Genomic DNA, 15,832 nt, shown 5'->3' on the forward strand with positions numbered 1-15,832 from the left:
TATAAAAATAATTGATTAGCATGGACGGCCTCTAAGCTTTATAGAGGCCATCCAATTGGCTATTATTTAATTTTTAAATAATTGAACAAAAAAAATACTAATTGGACTTTATAAGCCAACTTCTCAAAAATGAATATGTGAAAACGATAATGATGTTTAAGGAACAAACACATGAATACACATATTCGAATTGCCGTGGTCGGTGGTGGTATTGCTGGTCTGGCTTTAGCAAGTAATTTAAGTAAACACGCCCATTTAGATGTCCAAATGTTTGAATCTGCACCTCAGTTTTCTGAAATTGGGGCAGGGATTTCTTTTGGTGCCAATGCGGTCAAAGCCATTGAACTGTTAGGTTTAGCTAACGAATATCATGCAATTGCAGATAAAGTATCGCCACCATTTCAAGATGTTTGGTTTCAATGGCGCAATGGTTATAGCGATGAATATTTATCTGCATCTATAGCGACAGGTGTAGGGCAGTCATCTGTTCATCGTGCTGATTTTCTAGATGCCATTATTCCTCACATGCCTACGCAAAATGTGCATTTTTCTAAACGCCTAGAGGCGATTGAAGAACAAGATGATCAGGTAATTTTGCACTTTAATGATGGTAGTCAGCATGAGTGCGATTATTTGATTGGGGCTGATGGTATCCGCTCGGTGGCGCGCCAATATGTTTTAGCTTCTCATCATTTACCACTAGTTCATCCACGTTTTTCAGGAACTTGGGCATATCGTGGAATTATTTCTTACGCTTCATTTAAAGAAGCTTTGCAGCAAATAAATGGCGATACAGATTTAGCAGATATTCCCCAAATGTTATTGGGTAAAGATAAACATATTTTAACGTTCCCGATTCGTAAAGGTGAGCAAATTAATATCGTTGCTTTCTGCTCAAACCGCGAAGATACAGTACTACCAGCCGATACACCGTGGACTAAGCCTGTCGATAAAGCTCAAATGCTTTCCGATTTTTCAGACTGGAGCGAAAGCTGCCAAACATTACTGGGTTTAATTGAACAGCCTACCATTTGGGCTTTACATGAAATTGAAGAACTTTCGACTTATCAAAGTGCCTCAGGTCATGTCATTGTCATGGGCGACGCTGCACATGCGATGTTACCCCATCAAGGTGCAGGAGCAGGCCAAGGTCTTGAAGATGCATTAATCCTTGCAGCATTATTGTCGACAAAAAACTTACAAGCAGATCAGTTAACCGATGTGTCTTCAATTTATGAAAAGCTCCGTTTAAAACGTGCTTGTCGTGTTCAGCAAACTTCTCGTGAATCTGGCGAAATTTATGAGTGTTATTCGACTCAGTACCCAACATTTGCCGAAATTGGTGAACATCTTGAACATCGTTTTGATTGGTTATGGCAACACGACCTAGAACAGGATGTTGTAGAAGCAAAGCAACAATTACATCAATTAAAAATGGCAACGATTTAAATAAATTTTTGTTTTACACGCAATTTGCTAAGGAAAGCAATTATGGAAAAACTAAATGCAAATCAATTGATTGATGATGCAAGATTAACGCCATTACATTGGCGGGTGATCTTGCTGAGTGCGCTCATTATTATTTTTGATGGCTATGACTTAGTCATTTATGGTGTGGCATTGCCTAAGCTCATGCAACATTGGCAGTTAGATAGTATGACTGCTGGATTGCTGGGCAGTGTTGCATTATTTGGCATGATGTTTGGTGCCATGATTTTCGGTAGCTTAGCCGATAAATTAGAGTCTTATGGCTTTAGCCGTAAGCGTTTAATTATGTTGTGTGTCCTTATTTTTAGTGGTTTTACGGTGTTATGTGGTTTTGCCAACAGCCCCAAAGAGTTTGCCATTTACCGTTTTATTGCTGGTCTTGGTTTGGGCGGAGTAATGCCGAATATTATTGCTTTAATGACCGAGTTTGCCCCAAAGAAATTACGATCAACTTTGGTATCACTCATGTTTAGCGGCTATGCGATTGGCGGGATGAGCTCAGCGCTTTTAGGCATGTGGCTGGTTCCTAAGTTTGGTTGGCAAATCATGTTTATTTTGGCGGGCATTCCACTCATTTCATTACCTATTATTTGGAAATTTTTACCCGAATCAATCGATTATCTGGTTCGCCAGAAAAAATGGAATGAGGTACGTGACTTACTTCAACAATTAGCACCACAACAAAGCATAACTGATCATACGAGCATCGTATTACATCAAGAAAATCAACAAACTATGGCTCGACCTTTGGTTGCTCTATTTACCGAGAACCGTGCTTTAGTCACTGTGTTTTTCTGGCTGAGTGTATTTATGGCTTTACTCATGGTGTACGCGCTCGGTAACTGGATACCAAAACTCATGGTCGAGGCCGGATATGATTTATCAACCAGTCTGGTCTTTTTATTGGCACTAAACTTGGGCGGGATGTTGGGTGCAATCGGTGGAGGATGCTTTGCTGATCGTTTTCACCTAGGCAAGGTCATTTGTTCACTCTTCTTAGCGGGTGCAATTTCACTATACTTGCTGAGCTATGCTTTACCCATGGTCATTTTATATCTCTGTATAGCCGTTGCAGGAGCGGCATCTATCGGCGGGCAAATTTTATTGCTGGCTTATATGGCTCAGTTTTATCCTTCACCAATTCGCAGTACTGGCATTGGTATGGCTTTAGGGGTAGGTCGTATTGGGGCAATTTTAGGTCCGATTTTATGTGGTTGGCTTTTAAGTTTACATCTACCCATTGAATATAATTTTATCGCACTAGCCATTCCTTGTGTGCTGGCAACCTTAAGTGTTATTGCCATAAGTATTTGTAATCGAGCTAAACGTGTAATACTGAATTCAAGTATATCTCCATAAGAATTAAGCATTTTTATTCCTATAAAAGGAACTAAACTCTAAACAAAGAAGTTAAAGTCTTTGTTTAGAGTATTTAAAGGATCAGAACCATGGATTTAGGTTTGATTAAAGTTTTTGTCTGTATTTATGAGTCTCGGCATATTAGTAAAGCTGCTGATAAATTAAATTTGAGTCAGCCTTCTGTGACTTATAATTTGAACCGTTTACGCCGTCAGTTAAATGATGAGTTGTTTACCCGAAGCCGAGGTGGGGTCGAACCGACAAAAGTTGCGCATGAGCTTTATCCAATTTTTCATCAAGCGATTTTTAATATTGAATCAGCGATCGCTCAAGCACAGGAATTTCGTCCTGAAAACTCAAATAAAACTTTCCGAATTGGACTGTCAGATGCTGGGGAGATTTGTCTCTTGCCTAGTCTTATGGCTTTTTTGCAGAAAACAGCGCCCTATATTCAAATTGAGATTGAAGAGATTCAGTCGTCTAAGGTTGAACAGTGGCTTATTGATGGCTTTTTAGATCTGGCAGTATTTAATAGTACACAGACCATAATGCCTAAAATAGAAACACGCACTCTATTTGAAGAAAGATATGTATGCATTGCTAGAGCTGACCATCCAAGGCTACAGCAGCAACTGACATTAGAGCAATATTTGCAAGAAGATCATGTTGCCATCAAGTCATCAACAGGGCATATCCAAGTTGAGCAATATTTAAAAACAATGGATTTGAAGCGACGAATTCGTTTAGAGGTTCCACATTTTAGCGTTTTACAAGGTGTTTTGCAGAGTTCAGATATGTTAGTGACATTACCGTCGCGAGCAGCTCGGCATTATCTAGCTCATGGTAATGTCCAAATGTTTGAATTACCTTTTGCTATGGATTCTTTTAAAGTGAGCTTGAACTGGTTTAATCGCAGTGATGATATTATTGCCAGAAAATGGCTGATTCAATCTGTTGGTCAAATATTTGAAGTTTTATAAGGATACTTTACAGTTATTTAAGATTCATTTTCAGATTAATGGCTTTGATCTGAGAAGTTAAGTTCTTTCCAATTTATTATTAAATTTTGATAGCATTCGCGTTATACACAATAAGAATTGTATATGAATTATGACAGATCAATTAAGAGCAAAATTTGAGAATTTAGAACTGAACGCAGGTTTAGGGAAAATCAGCGCCTTTATTTCAATGTCACTCAGCTTACTTTGTCTGTTTGGTGCATTATGTTTTTTATTTCCCAGTGTATTAACGACTCCAGAACTCCGTCCTATTTATGCAAAACACTATAATCTTTTTTATTATGGGCTGATTACGGTCATTATTATTAGTGCTGGTTTCGGTGCATTTAGTGCAATTGTCCGTCAAAACCGATATGGCTTTTACGGACTATGTTTTTCACTTGTAGCAGCAGTTTTAGGCTGTGGTGTAATTGAGGCGCCCGTTTTACCAAGTGTACCGTTTTATGCTGGTATCGATTATTTTGTACTGACCTTATTCATTTTGGCGTTCATTTTTATTCCCCTTGAAGGTTTTTTTGCTAAAAATCCTGAACAGAAAATATTAAGAGTGGGCTGGGTGACCGATATGAAGTATTTCATGGTCAGCCATGTGGGGATTCAATTATTCAGCTTTTTAACGGTCATGCCGATTCAATATTGGATTACACATCTACCTGATAATCCAATTGTGCCTTATGTACAAGCTCAGCCGATTTGGCTGCAATTTATTGAACTATTAATTGTAGTCGACTTTACAGTGTATTGGTTGCACCGCGCTATGCATGAAGTTAATTTCTTATGGCGCTTTCACGCAATTCATCATTCAACTGAATATATGGATTGGTTAGCTTCTTCTCGTCTGCATGTCATTGAAGTGCTAATGACTCGCTTTATTGCGACATTACCTATTTTCCTGTTGGGCTTTCATACTTCAGCTGTTTTTGCTTATTTAGTTTTTATTTCGTTTCACGCTATTTTTATTCATTCCAATGTGCGTTTTCGTTTTCCATATTTGCGCTGGATTATCGCTACGCCAGAATTCCACCATTGGCATCACTCTTCAGAAAAACCTGCCATTGATAAAAATTACGCTGCGTTTATTCCATTTTATGATGTCATTTTTAAAACCGTCTATATGCCTAAACATTTGGCAAGTGTGTATGGAACAGTGGGCTATAAAATCCCAAATAGTTTTATAAAACAGTTTACTTGGCCTTTTAAAAAGTATGTAAAACGTTTTTTGAAACCTTGGCGTGATCAATAAAGCTTCATTTTTAGCTTATAAATGTAGAATGGATAAATAACATGTTTAAGCATTCTTCTTGGCATCTGCCGCTGCAAAATGAGCCATTTGGTCAGCATACGCTTTTTGAAAAGAAGGGAGTGTAGTGGCTCTTTGAACATATGCGAGACAATGGGGAAACTCTGTTAATCCATCAAATCTATTTACCAATCGTAATACGTCAGCCATAACAATGTCGGCAATAGAAAATGACTGCGTTAGCCATTCTCGCTCAGCAAGAATTGACTCCATATGTTGGAGTCGAGAGTGAAGAAAGGCATCAAATTGTTCGTGGGTGGGAGTATCTGTCTGAGCATTAGAAAATTTTAATAAAGCCCAAGGAAGGCTCGCCATTTCTACTGAATTAAGCGCTGCAAATAACCATTCTATAACTTCATTACGCTGTTTTGGATTGGTTGGTAAAAGTACAGCGCTACGTTCACCCAAATAAAATAGGATAGCGCCACTTTCAAAAATTGAAATATCACCATCTGTTAACCAAGGAACTTGCCCAAAAGGTTGGTGAGAAAAATGATCTTCTCCTCGTTCATAAAAAGATACGCTATTTATTTTATAGGGCATTTTTGCCTCTTCTAATGCCCATCTTATCCTTATATCTCTTACAAAACCTCGTGGTAATTCTGGAACCCAGTCAAAAGTTGTCAAAATGAAATTATTCATAATAAATTTCCTTATATTTTATGATGATAACTAAAAAATCCTTTTGAATATTTTATTTGTTTTGTATCGAAACTCATCTTACGAGTGAATTTTGATATTAAAAATAGTCTAACGAATTTCAACAGAAATCAATATAGTAATTGGAAGCTAAATTATTTATTTAAGTATCATTTGTTTTAAATTATTTAAGTCAGCTTCATTTGAAACTGACTTTTTAACACATCCTTATTTACTTTTAATATTTTTAAAAATCATTAGAAGGGCAATCAGTGCAAGCCCAATAATTAAACTCATATAAATATTGGCACTGTTCATAAGTCCGATTTTACCCACAAAGTAGCCTGCCAAAATTGCTGGAACACTAAAAGCCAAATAGCTTTCAACAAAGAATGCAGCCATTAAACCTGCGCGTTCTTCGGGTAAAGCGAGAGGCATGACAGTACGAATTGCTCCCATGAAAGCTGTACCAAAACCCACTCCGGTAATAATAGAACCAATAAGTAGAACCACGGCACTTGTAAAATTGATCGCTAAAAATAAAACGGTTGTACCAATAATGATGGATAAGGTGCCCGTGAGCAAAATACGAAAATTGGTGGATTTTCTAAGCGTCAGAATCCCTGCCGCACCTGAAAGGGCGAGCGCCATAAACATACTGCCGTTTAGCCAAGCTGAAGATGTCTGAAAAATTTTTGCCAGTAAAGAGGGCATAAGTGATAAGAAAAAACCACTCACCATCCAAAGCGCAATATTAATAGGGCTAATACTTAATAGAGCACCTCTTGCTTGATGAGGAATAGCCATGTTGGGTTTTAATGAAGCCAAAGCTCCTGATCTTTTACGTACAGTCTCAGGGTTAAAGAAACTTAGAATAAGTTCAAATGCAAACAAAACACATAAGAGTTCAAAAACCAAATGTAAGGGTTGAGCTGAAAATTGCAGAATAAAACATGTAATAAAAACGCCTACTGCCATGCCGACCATGGGAGCAATACTATTAATTAGGGAACCATGATGCTTACTAAAATCTAAAATTGCAGCTCCAATTGCAGAAACGGCAAGACCTGTTGCGATACCTTGTAGGCCACGCGCAATAAATAACATAGAAACATCTGAGGCAAAAAGAAAAAAGCTCATTGAAGCGATTTGCAAAAAAATTGCTGAAATAATGACGGGCCGACGTCCGATATAATCAGATAAAGAACCAATAATGAGTAAAGAAGCAAGTAAGGTAAACGCGTAGGTCGCAAAAATTAAAGTTAAGATAACGGGCGAAAATTGCCATATCTGCTGATACAAACGATATAAAGGCGTAGGGGCACTAGACGCCGCCATAAAGGTCATAAGCGTGATTGTATTTAATGTCAATGCTACTGTTGAATCTAACTGAAAAATTGATCCAGACCGTTTTGAACTTGAATTGTTCATATAAGATGAATAACATAAAAGCGAATATTTAGCTTTTATACATGATTTTTACACTAAAGCAAATCATTAGCTTTAGTGTATTTTGTATATACAAATATTATTTTAATCGTTTTTATTGAAGTAGAGCTAATTAATGGCAAAAGTTGTTACTGGGTTACGCCCGGGTGGTCGTAGTGAAAGAATTCAAACAGCAGTTCATCAAGCAGTAAAAGAGCTTCAAAAAAACTTGGAGCAAAGCCAAATTACTATACCCATGATTGCTGATGAAGCAGGTGTAACACCTTCTACCATTTATCGTCGTTGGGGAGATATCAATCAGTTATTTTCAGATGTAGCTCTTAATGAACTGAAACCCGATATGGAGCCAAAAGATTTAGGCTCATTTCAACTTGATATCACGGCATGGATTGAACAATATTTTGAAGAGTACTCTTCTGAAGTAGGGCAAACATTGCTACGAGATTTGCTATATGCAACTGAATCTTCAAACGCTCGAAAGTGTGAAACTTTAATCGTTCAACAACTTGATATTATTCAAGCCAGAGCTAAGGCGCGTAATGAATTAACTATAGAAAATCAAGAAATTATCGAAGCTGTGATTGCACCTATGTTATTCCGCATCTTATTCACTGATCGTACATTAAGCTTAGACTATGTCCATATTTTATTAAAGCGGTTATTTAAGGCCCACCCTAATTTTAATTAATTTATCACAGCTTATTAGTGTAATTTTTTAACAGGAAATAGACATTTTCTCTTGTTAAAAAATTATATATCAATTTTTCTTATTATTTTTAAATTAAATTTTCATAATTTTTAATTTACATGTGTTTAATAAAATCATTTATTTAATAAATGGTATTCATGAATCAGTTATACAGGTTATTAAAGCCGATTTTATTAACTTTAATAGGGTTTAATTTTAATATAAACAATAATTTAATCTTATTTATAATAAATTTTATAATTTTTTAAATCTTAAAATAAAAAGTATTCTATACAAATTAATGCATGATTTTTGAATTTGACATTTTTTAAATTTATAACACAGGGTGTTTTTTATTCTTTACAATGGCTTTTCCTTGTTAAAGCAGCTTGTGGTGCTCGCTTTATATTTTATTTTTTTATCCCCATCGAAAAGGTATTTAGATAATGGATTTCAATACCCTTGACCAAGAAACGGTACAGAAAAAACAGAAATTTCACCAAATTTTGTATGTACAGGTCATTTTTGCAATTATTTTGGGCATTTTAATTGGTCATTTTTACCCAGAACTTGGTGAAAGTTTAAAACCGCTTGGTGATGCATTCATCAAGATCGTTAAAATGATTATTGCTCCCGTCATCTTTTTAACAGTTGTTACAGGTATTGCCAGTATGACAAACATGAGCCGTGTGGGCCGTGTAACTGGTAAAGCGATGCTTTATTTTTTGACCTTCTCAAGCTTGGCTCTAGTGGTTGGTATGATTGTGGCAAATATTATCCAACCGGGTAAAGGCCTTAACATTGATCCTGCTACCTTAGTCAACGACAAAGTAAATACTTACGTTGAGAAGGCACATGCAACAAATATTACCGATTTCTTCATGAATATTATCCCGCAAACCTTAGTCAGCCCTCTGGCGGGTGGCGAGATTTTGCAGGTGCTATTTGTAGCAGTGCTATTTGGTATTTCGTTGGCTGCTTTAGGTGACCGAGCACGCCCAATTACCGATTTCTTAAATAACTTAACAGCTCCAGTTTTCTATTTAGTTGGTATGTTAATGAAGCTTGCTCCAATTGGTGCTTTTGGTGCAATGGCTTTCACGATCGGTGCTTATGGAATCGAATCAATTGGTAATTTATTACTGTTAATTATGACGTTCTATATTACTGCGGTGTTATTTGTCGTAGTAGTCTTAGGAGCAGTAGCTCGTTATAACGGTTTTTCAATTATTCATTTAATTCGTTATATCAAAGATGAACTGTGGTTAGTTTTAGGAACAAGTTCTTCAGAAGCAGCTTTGCCATCTTTAATGGACAAAATGCAAAAAGCAGGTTGTGAAAAATCGGTGGTAGGTCTAGTCATTCCAACAGGTTATTCATTTAACCTCGATGGTACAAATATCTATATGACTATGGCTGCTCTATTTATTGCACAAGCTTGTAATGTAGATTTATCAATTAGTGAACAAATTGCATTGCTTCTTGTTGCAATGGTAAGTTCTAAAGGTGCAGCAGGGGTGACTGGTGCAGGCTTCATTACTCTGGCTGCAACTCTATCAGTTGTGCCAGCTGTTCCTGTCGCGGGTATGGCTTTAATTCTTGGTATCGACCGTTTTATGTCTGAATGCCGTGCGTTAACAAACTTAGTTGGTAATGCTTGCGCAACAATTGTGGTGGCACGTTGGGATAAAGCTTTAGATAAAGATCTTCTTGATAAAGCATTAAAGAACCCTAAAGCAAATTAACCTTACAAAAAAATCTGTAGCTAAGGGCAATTTGGGAGAGTAGCCCTGCTACAGATTTTTTATTTAATAACTAAAAAATATATTTTAATTAAGCCATTCTAAAGTTCTGCAACATTACTCGTCTTTATAAAGACAGTACTGTAATTAAAATCAAATCGTGAAAAGTTATGCTTTTAAGTGATCCTCAAACTCTTCACCTAATTGCATCGCTAATGAATTACCTGCTAACTCACAGGTCACCAAACCATATTCTTTTTTAAAACTAAAAGTAAAACCTTTCCCGTCAGCGAGATTTTTAACTGAATACCCTAACTTTTCTAACCAAATACGAAACGCAATCAAATTTTTAGCTTTAACAACCTTTTTCACGTGAGAACTCCTTCTATCCGTGGCATTACATCTTATTTATTAATAGGGTTTTAATAAGATTTTTTAAAGGGGTAAAACTTTTTTTTATTTTGCAACTTGTAAAAAATTGAGTAAATATTTTATCTTTATAAAATTATAAGTACGCTATATAACTAAAAAATAATAACTTTTTATTTAAAATTGGCTTTTTTGAGTGTTTTTAAAAAATATAAATTCAACGCTATTTTTAAAATAATGAGCAAATAAAAAACAGAGTAAATGTAAAAAATAATTACAGGCAACAGCTAATAAGCAAAAAGATACAGTTTTTTAAAATGAAACCGTATCTTCTTTTTGAAAGCTTAATTTTAGAAATTATCTTTGAGAGCACGTAGGTGTGCAAAGTCTTCAACACTTTCTGCACGAAGAAAAGGGTTGGTTGCTAATTCAAGCTCAATCGTACTTGGTAGTGTGATTAAACCTTGTTTACGTAGCTCACGGACTTCTTCAGCCCGTTCTGATAGGGCATAGTTGTGCGGTTCTACCGTTAAAGCAAATTCGGCATTTGAAAGCGTGTATTCATGTGTGCAATAAACTTTTGTGCTAGTCGGTAATGCTGCTAGACGGCTCAGTGAGTGATACATTTGTTCAGCTGTGCCTTCAAATAATCGACCACATCCCATTGCAAATAAAGTATCACCACAAAATACAGCTTCTAATTCTTCAATAAAATATACAATGTGTCCTAGGGTATGACCTGGAGTTGCAATAATCTCTACTTTTAAATCATTAAATTTTAGATGATCATCATGTTGTAAGGGGTGAGTAATTCCCGGAATCTTTGTGAGCTCATCACGTGGACCATAGACAGTAATATTTTGGGCAGTCGTTAAATCAGCAACACCACCTATATGGTCTTTATGCCAATGAGTAAGCCAAATTTGTTTTAAATTTAACTGATGCTTCTGACAAAATTGGGTGACTAGTTCTGCTTCTGTTGGGTCAACTGCTACAGCTTCTTGGGTTTCAGTATCTTCTAAAATCCAGATATAGTTTTGGAGGGCATTCTGCACATCAATAAAATGAATTCTATAACGCATTGTTTTATCCTGAAACTAAATCCAAAGAGTAAATGAATAATAATGACTAAGTTTGATCATACCAGAAAATGGTATTGAGCCATGTACTCAACTGTCTTTAAGAAAAGAGTTGTATAAAACAAAAAAAGCCCTCTAGAAGAGAGCTTTTTTATATGGATGACTTAACGGAGTTTAGCTAGCCAGTTTCCTAGCGTTTGTACAATCTGTACTAATAGCAATAGGATAATGACTGTTAAAATCACAACGCTGGTATCAAAACGTTGATAACCATAAGAAATTGCTAAATCACCAATACCACCTGCACCAACTGCGCCAGCCATAGCGGTTGCACCAATAAGACTAATTGTCGCTGTGGTAAGGTTTAAAATCAGTGAACTACGTGCTTCAGGCAAAATAAAGCGATAGATAATTTGCCAAGGTGTAGCACCCATTGCTTGAGCAGATTCAATAATTCCTTCATTGACTTCAAGTAATGAAGTTTCAATCAGACGTCCCATATAAGGACCAACATAAATGGTCAATGGAACAATAGCTGCCCATGTACCAATTGAAGTACCTACTAATAGTTTAGTAAGAGGAATCACTGCAATAAGTAAAATAATAAAGGGGAGGGAGCGTAAAGCATTTACAATTGGATTAAGTAAATGATAAATCACTTTATTCGGTAAAATGCCCTCTGGACGGGTAACTAATAAAATAATTCCCTGAATAAATCCCCAAATACCACCAAACAAAAGTGCGAAGAAAACCATGTTAAAGGTTTCTTGCAAAGCTGTAACGAATTGATCAATAGAAAGGGAGCTGTGCCAGAAAGGTTGAGTAAGTTCAGTTAACCATTGTACGATTAAATCTCTCATACTTGATCTCCTGATTGAACTACACCTACTTCATTTTCTTCCAAAAACTCAATAGCCTGCTTAATTAGCTGAGGATCACCTAAAAGCTGCACAAACATTTGACCAATGACTGTGCCATTAATTTCAGTCATGTTGGCAAATAAAATATTTAAGCTAATATCGAATTGTTTAATTAGTGACTGAATTACAGGTTCTTGAGCAGAACGTCCTAAAAACTGTAAGCAGTAAATACTATGATGATGCTGGTTTTCAAGCTGATTTAAAATGTTCACAGGCAACTGTTGATGTAAAACAGTTTGAATGAAGTTTTTAGTCGTTGGATGTTGAGGTTTACTAAAGATATCAATCGTTGAACCTTGTTCAATGACTTTACCTGCTTCCATCACAGCCACATGATCACAAATAGTTTCGATGACATCCATTTCATGGGTCACCATAACAATCGTGATTTTTTGCTCTTGATTAATTTTCTTCAGCAGTTCTAAAACTGATTTGGTAGTTTGCGGATCTAGAGCAGAAGTTGCTTCATCACACAAAAGAATTTTTGGATGATTTGCCAAAGCACGGGCAATACCGACACGTTGCTTTTGTCCGCCAGAAAGTTCATCTGGATAAGCATCTTTTTTATGCTTAAGATCAATGAACTCCAATAACTCATTCAGGCGTTTTTCACGTTCTACCTTATTGTAATTCAGTAGGCGCATTGGCATTTCAATATTTTCAGCAACTGTCTTGGTTTGTAGCAGATTGAAGTGCTGGAAAATCATTCCAATGTTTGCACGTTCCTGACGTAATGAGCGTGCATCCAAAGCAGTGAAATCTTTCTGATTAATAATGATTTGACCTTCAGTTGGTCGCTCAAGAAGGTTGATCAGGCGGATTAAGGTACTTTTACCTGCACCACTATAGCCAATGATGCCAAAAATACTGCCCTCTGGAATCTCTAAATTGATTTCGTCGAGTGCGCGTATGGTTTGATTTTTGAGCTGATAGTGCTTTGAAATGTTTTTAAATTGAATCATATCTTCAGAAGCTATGCTGGAAAGAAAAAACAGGCAAAGAGAATTTGCCTGTTTCACGTTTGGGCTATTATATTACTATTTAGCTTCTGAGAGATAGCTGATTGGTTTGTCTACGTCAACTTTTGTTCCACCAAAGTGTTCTTCAATGTATTTTTTAACAGCTGCATTGTGGTAAAGCTTACCAACTTTTTGCAAGACAGGATCATTTTTACGTGATTCAGTAGTTGCTAGAACGTTTACACTAATTTTTGAGATTTGATCAATAGGTTCATAGAACATAGAATCTTTGAGTACGTTTAAACCTCCCTCGAGTGCTATGGTATTATTTAATACAACTGCATCAAATTCATTTTTAAGACGTAATGCAGTTTCCATTTTGATTGGTTTGATGTTGATCTTTTTGGGATTTTCGATAACATCAATTGGACTGCCCTGAACAGGATTAAAGTCCGCTTTAAGCTTGATTAAGCCAGCAGTTTGTAACAAGAGTAGCGCACGAGATTCGCTGGCAGCATCATCCGGGATTGAAATAATTGCACCTTCAGGAAGTTCTTCAATTTTTTTGTATTTACTTGAATAAATCCCCATTGGCTCAATATAAGTGGTAGAAACCGCTGCAATCTTATCTTGGTTTGAATTATTAAATGCAGTAAGATAAGAATAAGCTTGGAATGCGTTCAAATCTACTTCTTTATTTGCAATTGCTGTATTCATTGAAACGGAGTCTGTGAAGTTTTTCACTTCTAACTTTAAGCCAGCAGCTTGGGTTTCAGGTAAAGTTGCGATATAACGCCAAATTTCAGCATCCGAACCTGTAGAGGCAATTACTACCTTCTGTACTTTGGAACTATCATTGTTTTGTTCGGCTTGTTGAGCATTTTCTTGTTTGCTACATGCTGTCAATAATACTACTGACATGCTTAAAAAAAGGCTGATCAGCTTTTTCATTTAAAAAAGTCCTGATTAAGATATAGAACAATAACGATTGATCTATATCAATATGAAAAGAGAGGAGTTGAAATTACAACTAGTCTAAACTCTGTGATCTTTTTCTGGGGTTCCATAATTTGCTTGCATATTTTGGCTATAACAGAGGGTAATTGTTTAATAAACAAAAACTGTTTCCCCAAACAGTTCATCCCCAACAGTAGCCAAACGAGCATTCATAAATTTAGAATATTAAAAAACTCTCTACAGGCATAATTTGTAGAGCAAGTCTTTATGGAAATTATTAAAACAGCAGTGTCTGATGACAGTTACAACGTTATGCTAATGATATCAATAAAAGTATGCTTGATATAGGGGGGCTTCTTTTTATTTGTTGATATCTTTAGCAAAATTTTAAAGATTTATACGATTTTCTTATATCGTGATACGTAATAAAAAAGCCTCTATATAGAGGCTTTTTTATTAGCATTTTAAACTTGTAGGTTTTTTAAGCTTTTTCACGTGCAATTGCGCGGTAGCCAATGTCATTACGATATTGCATACCAGTAAAGGTAACTTGACCACATACTTCTAGCGCATTAATTTGTGCTTCAAGAACGCTGTCGCCCAATGCTGTTACGCAAAGAACTCGACCACCAGAAGTCACGATGTGACCATCTTCACGAGTTGCAGTACCTGCATGGAAAATTTTAGTATCTTCAGGTGATTGTCCGATACCAGAAATTACATCGCCTTTGCGTACACTATCAGGATAGCCTTCAGCTGCGAGTACAATACCGATTGACTTACGCTCATCCCATTCAGCTTCTTTTGGTAAATTACCAGCAATACCAGCTTCTACCAATTCAACAAGAGATGATTTTAAACGCATCATGATCGGTTGAGTTTCAGGGTCGCCAAAACGACAGTTAAACTCAATCACACGTGGTTGGCCTTGCTCATCAATCATTAGACCAGCATATAAGAAACCAGTGTAAACATGTCCGTCAGCAGCCATACCATCAACAGTCGGACGCATGATTTCAGTCATAACGCGTTCGAAAATGTCAGAAGTTACCACTGGAGCAGGAGAGTAGGCACCCATACCACCGGTATTAGGACCTTGATCGCCTTCAAAAATACGCTTGTGATCTTGTGAAGTTGCCATTGGTAAAATATTTTTACCATCAATCATACAAATGAAAGAAGCTTCTTCACCCGCAAGGAACTGTTCGATTACAACACGTGAACCAGCATCACCAAATTTGTTGCCAGCAAGCATGTCATCAATCGCTGCAAAAGCTTCTTCATTGGTCATTGCAACGATTACGCCTTTACCAGCAGCAAGACCATCAGCTTTAATTACAATTGGCGCACCATTTTTTTCAACATACGCTTTAGCTGCATCTACTTCAGTGAAAACGTCATAGAAAGCAGTTGGAATGTTGTGACGCTTTAAAAAGTGCTTAGCAAATGCTTTTGAGCCTTCAAGCTGCGCTGCGTATTGAGTAGGTCCCCAAATTTTTAAACCTGCTTCACGTGCAGCATCTACCACGCCATTAACTAATGGTGCTTCTGGACCGACAATAATAAGATCAACATTATTTTCTTTAGCAAAAGCAATGATTGCTGAGTTGTCTAAAATATCAAGTTGAACATTAACACATTTGTCTTCTGTTGCAGTTCCAGCATTACCTGGTGCAACAAAAACTTGAGTAACATTGGTATCTTGCGCAATTTTCCATGCTAAAGCATGTTCACGACCACCACTACCTAAAACTAAAATATTCATTTTTAATTTGTTCCTTAACTTTAATCCTTTTCATCTCCCTCTATCCCTCAAGTTGGAGAGTTAGCTCCATTATTGTGGAAAACCCTCCTGAATAAAAGG

At 36.5% G+C, this 15,832-nt stretch carries 14 protein-coding genes; 6 read left to right on the plus strand and 8 right to left on the minus strand.

Going from position 1 to position 15,832, the window contains the following annotated elements; all coding sequences use genetic code 11:
* Positions 1-171: 171 nt before the first annotated feature.
* From salA to ACS604_RS05555, 4 genes are all read left to right on the plus strand, one after another.
* On the plus strand, positions 172-1,449 hold the full coding sequence (gene salA / locus ACS604_RS05540) for a salicylate 1-monooxygenase (protein ID WP_474770626.1): 1,278 nt from the start codon (positions 172-174) through the stop codon (positions 1,447-1,449).
* Between the two features lie 42 nt (positions 1,450-1,491).
* Entirely contained in the window at positions 1,492-2,847 is a 1,356-nt protein-coding gene (locus ACS604_RS05545; RefSeq protein WP_474770628.1) for an aromatic acid/H+ symport family MFS transporter, read from the plus strand.
* An 89-nt stretch (positions 2,848-2,936) separates the two neighbouring features.
* Positions 2,937-3,827, plus strand: a complete 891-nt coding sequence (locus ACS604_RS05550) for a LysR family transcriptional regulator (RefSeq protein ID WP_004791409.1) — start codon at positions 2,937-2,939, stop codon at positions 3,825-3,827.
* Between the two features lie 130 nt (positions 3,828-3,957).
* Positions 3,958-5,109 (plus strand): sterol desaturase family protein, encoded by a 1,152-nt coding sequence (locus ACS604_RS05555; protein ID WP_474770630.1) that lies wholly within the window; start codon positions 3,958-3,960, stop codon positions 5,107-5,109.
* A 45-nt stretch (positions 5,110-5,154) separates the two neighbouring features.
* On the opposite strand, the gene ACS604_RS05560 is transcribed toward ACS604_RS05555, so the two are convergent.
* A complete protein-coding gene (locus tag ACS604_RS05560; protein ID WP_474770632.1) occupies positions 5,155-5,808 on the minus strand; it encodes a glutathione S-transferase family protein in 654 nt (217 codons plus the stop codon).
* Positions 5,809-6,033: 225 nt separating this feature from the next.
* Positions 6,034-7,236 (minus strand): MFS transporter, encoded by a 1,203-nt coding sequence (locus tag ACS604_RS05565; RefSeq protein ID WP_440202342.1) that lies wholly within the window; start codon positions 7,234-7,236, stop codon positions 6,034-6,036.
* Between the two features lie 133 nt (positions 7,237-7,369).
* On the opposite strand from ACS604_RS05565, the gene ACS604_RS05570 reads away from it, so the two are divergent.
* Complete coding sequence (locus tag ACS604_RS05570) at positions 7,370-7,942, plus strand: TetR/AcrR family transcriptional regulator (RefSeq protein WP_151963152.1); 573 nt, start codon at positions 7,370-7,372, stop codon at positions 7,940-7,942.
* A 446-nt stretch (positions 7,943-8,388) separates the two neighbouring features.
* A complete protein-coding gene (locus ACS604_RS05575) occupies positions 8,389-9,687 on the plus strand; it encodes a C4-dicarboxylate transporter DctA (RefSeq protein ID WP_312821639.1) in 1,299 nt (432 codons plus the stop codon).
* Between the two features lie 165 nt (positions 9,688-9,852).
* On the opposite strand, the gene ACS604_RS05580 is transcribed toward ACS604_RS05575, so the two are convergent.
* From ACS604_RS05580 to purD, 6 genes are all read right to left on the minus strand, one after another.
* Positions 9,853-10,056 (minus strand): hypothetical protein, encoded by a 204-nt coding sequence (locus tag ACS604_RS05580; protein WP_003652518.1) that lies wholly within the window; start codon positions 10,054-10,056, stop codon positions 9,853-9,855.
* A 347-nt stretch (positions 10,057-10,403) separates the two neighbouring features.
* The gene (gloB, locus tag ACS604_RS05585; RefSeq protein WP_474770635.1) at positions 10,404-11,135 is read right to left on the minus strand and encodes a hydroxyacylglutathione hydrolase; all 732 of its coding nucleotides are present in this window, start codon (positions 11,133-11,135) and stop codon (positions 10,404-10,406) included.
* Between the two features lie 161 nt (positions 11,136-11,296).
* Positions 11,297-11,992 carry a methionine ABC transporter permease gene (locus ACS604_RS05590; RefSeq protein WP_004791423.1) on the minus strand — a complete coding sequence of 232 codons (696 nt, stop codon included), beginning with the start codon at positions 11,990-11,992 and terminating at the stop codon, positions 11,297-11,299.
* Positions 11,989-13,014: a methionine ABC transporter ATP-binding protein gene (locus ACS604_RS05595; protein ID WP_474770637.1), complete on the minus strand. Its 1,026-nt coding sequence runs from the start codon at positions 13,012-13,014 to the stop codon at positions 11,989-11,991. The genes ACS604_RS05590 and ACS604_RS05595 overlap by 4 nt, the downstream gene beginning before the upstream one ends.
* Before the next feature lie 75 nt (positions 13,015-13,089).
* The gene (locus ACS604_RS05600) at positions 13,090-13,962 is read right to left on the minus strand and encodes a MetQ/NlpA family ABC transporter substrate-binding protein (protein WP_174731799.1); all 873 of its coding nucleotides are present in this window, start codon (positions 13,960-13,962) and stop codon (positions 13,090-13,092) included.
* 487 nt (positions 13,963-14,449) lie between these two features.
* On the minus strand, positions 14,450-15,733 hold the full coding sequence (gene purD, locus ACS604_RS05605) for a phosphoribosylamine--glycine ligase (protein ID WP_013197324.1): 1,284 nt from the start codon (positions 15,731-15,733) through the stop codon (positions 14,450-14,452).
* Between the last annotated feature and the right edge of the window lie 99 nt (positions 15,734-15,832).

The sequence above is a fragment of the Acinetobacter sp. Li1LvA2 genome (assembly GCF_056156705.1).

Coding starts and splice junctions, on each gene's coding strand:
- salA (WP_474770626.1), top strand. CDS start 172: ATGAATACACATATTCGAATTGCCGTGGTCGGTGGTGGTATTGCTGGT.
- ACS604_RS05545 (WP_474770628.1), top strand. CDS start 1,492: ATGGAAAAACTAAATGCAAATCAATTGATTGATGATGCAAGATTAACG.
- ACS604_RS05550 (WP_004791409.1), top strand. CDS start 2,937: ATGGATTTAGGTTTGATTAAAGTTTTTGTCTGTATTTATGAGTCTCGG.
- ACS604_RS05555 (WP_474770630.1), top strand. CDS start 3,958: ATGACAGATCAATTAAGAGCAAAATTTGAGAATTTAGAACTGAACGCA.
- ACS604_RS05560 (WP_474770632.1), bottom strand. CDS start 5,808: ATGAATAATTTCATTTTGACAACTTTTGACTGGGTTCCAGAATTACCA.
- ACS604_RS05565 (WP_440202342.1), bottom strand. CDS start 7,236: ATGAACAATTCAAGTTCAAAACGGTCTGGATCAATTTTTCAGTTAGAT.
- ACS604_RS05570 (WP_151963152.1), top strand. CDS start 7,370: ATGGCAAAAGTTGTTACTGGGTTACGCCCGGGTGGTCGTAGTGAAAGA.
- ACS604_RS05575 (WP_312821639.1), top strand. CDS start 8,389: ATGGATTTCAATACCCTTGACCAAGAAACGGTACAGAAAAAACAGAAA.
- gloB (WP_474770635.1), bottom strand. CDS start 11,135: ATGCGTTATAGAATTCATTTTATTGATGTGCAGAATGCCCTCCAAAAC.
- ACS604_RS05590 (WP_004791423.1), bottom strand. CDS start 11,992: ATGAGAGATTTAATCGTACAATGGTTAACTGAACTTACTCAACCTTTC.
- ACS604_RS05595 (WP_474770637.1), bottom strand. CDS start 13,014: ATGATTCAATTTAAAAACATTTCAAAGCACTATCAGCTCAAAAATCAA.
- ACS604_RS05600 (WP_174731799.1), bottom strand. CDS start 13,962: ATGAAAAAGCTGATCAGCCTTTTTTTAAGCATGTCAGTAGTATTATTG.
- purD (WP_013197324.1), bottom strand. CDS start 15,733: ATGAATATTTTAGTTTTAGGTAGTGGTGGTCGTGAACATGCTTTAGCA.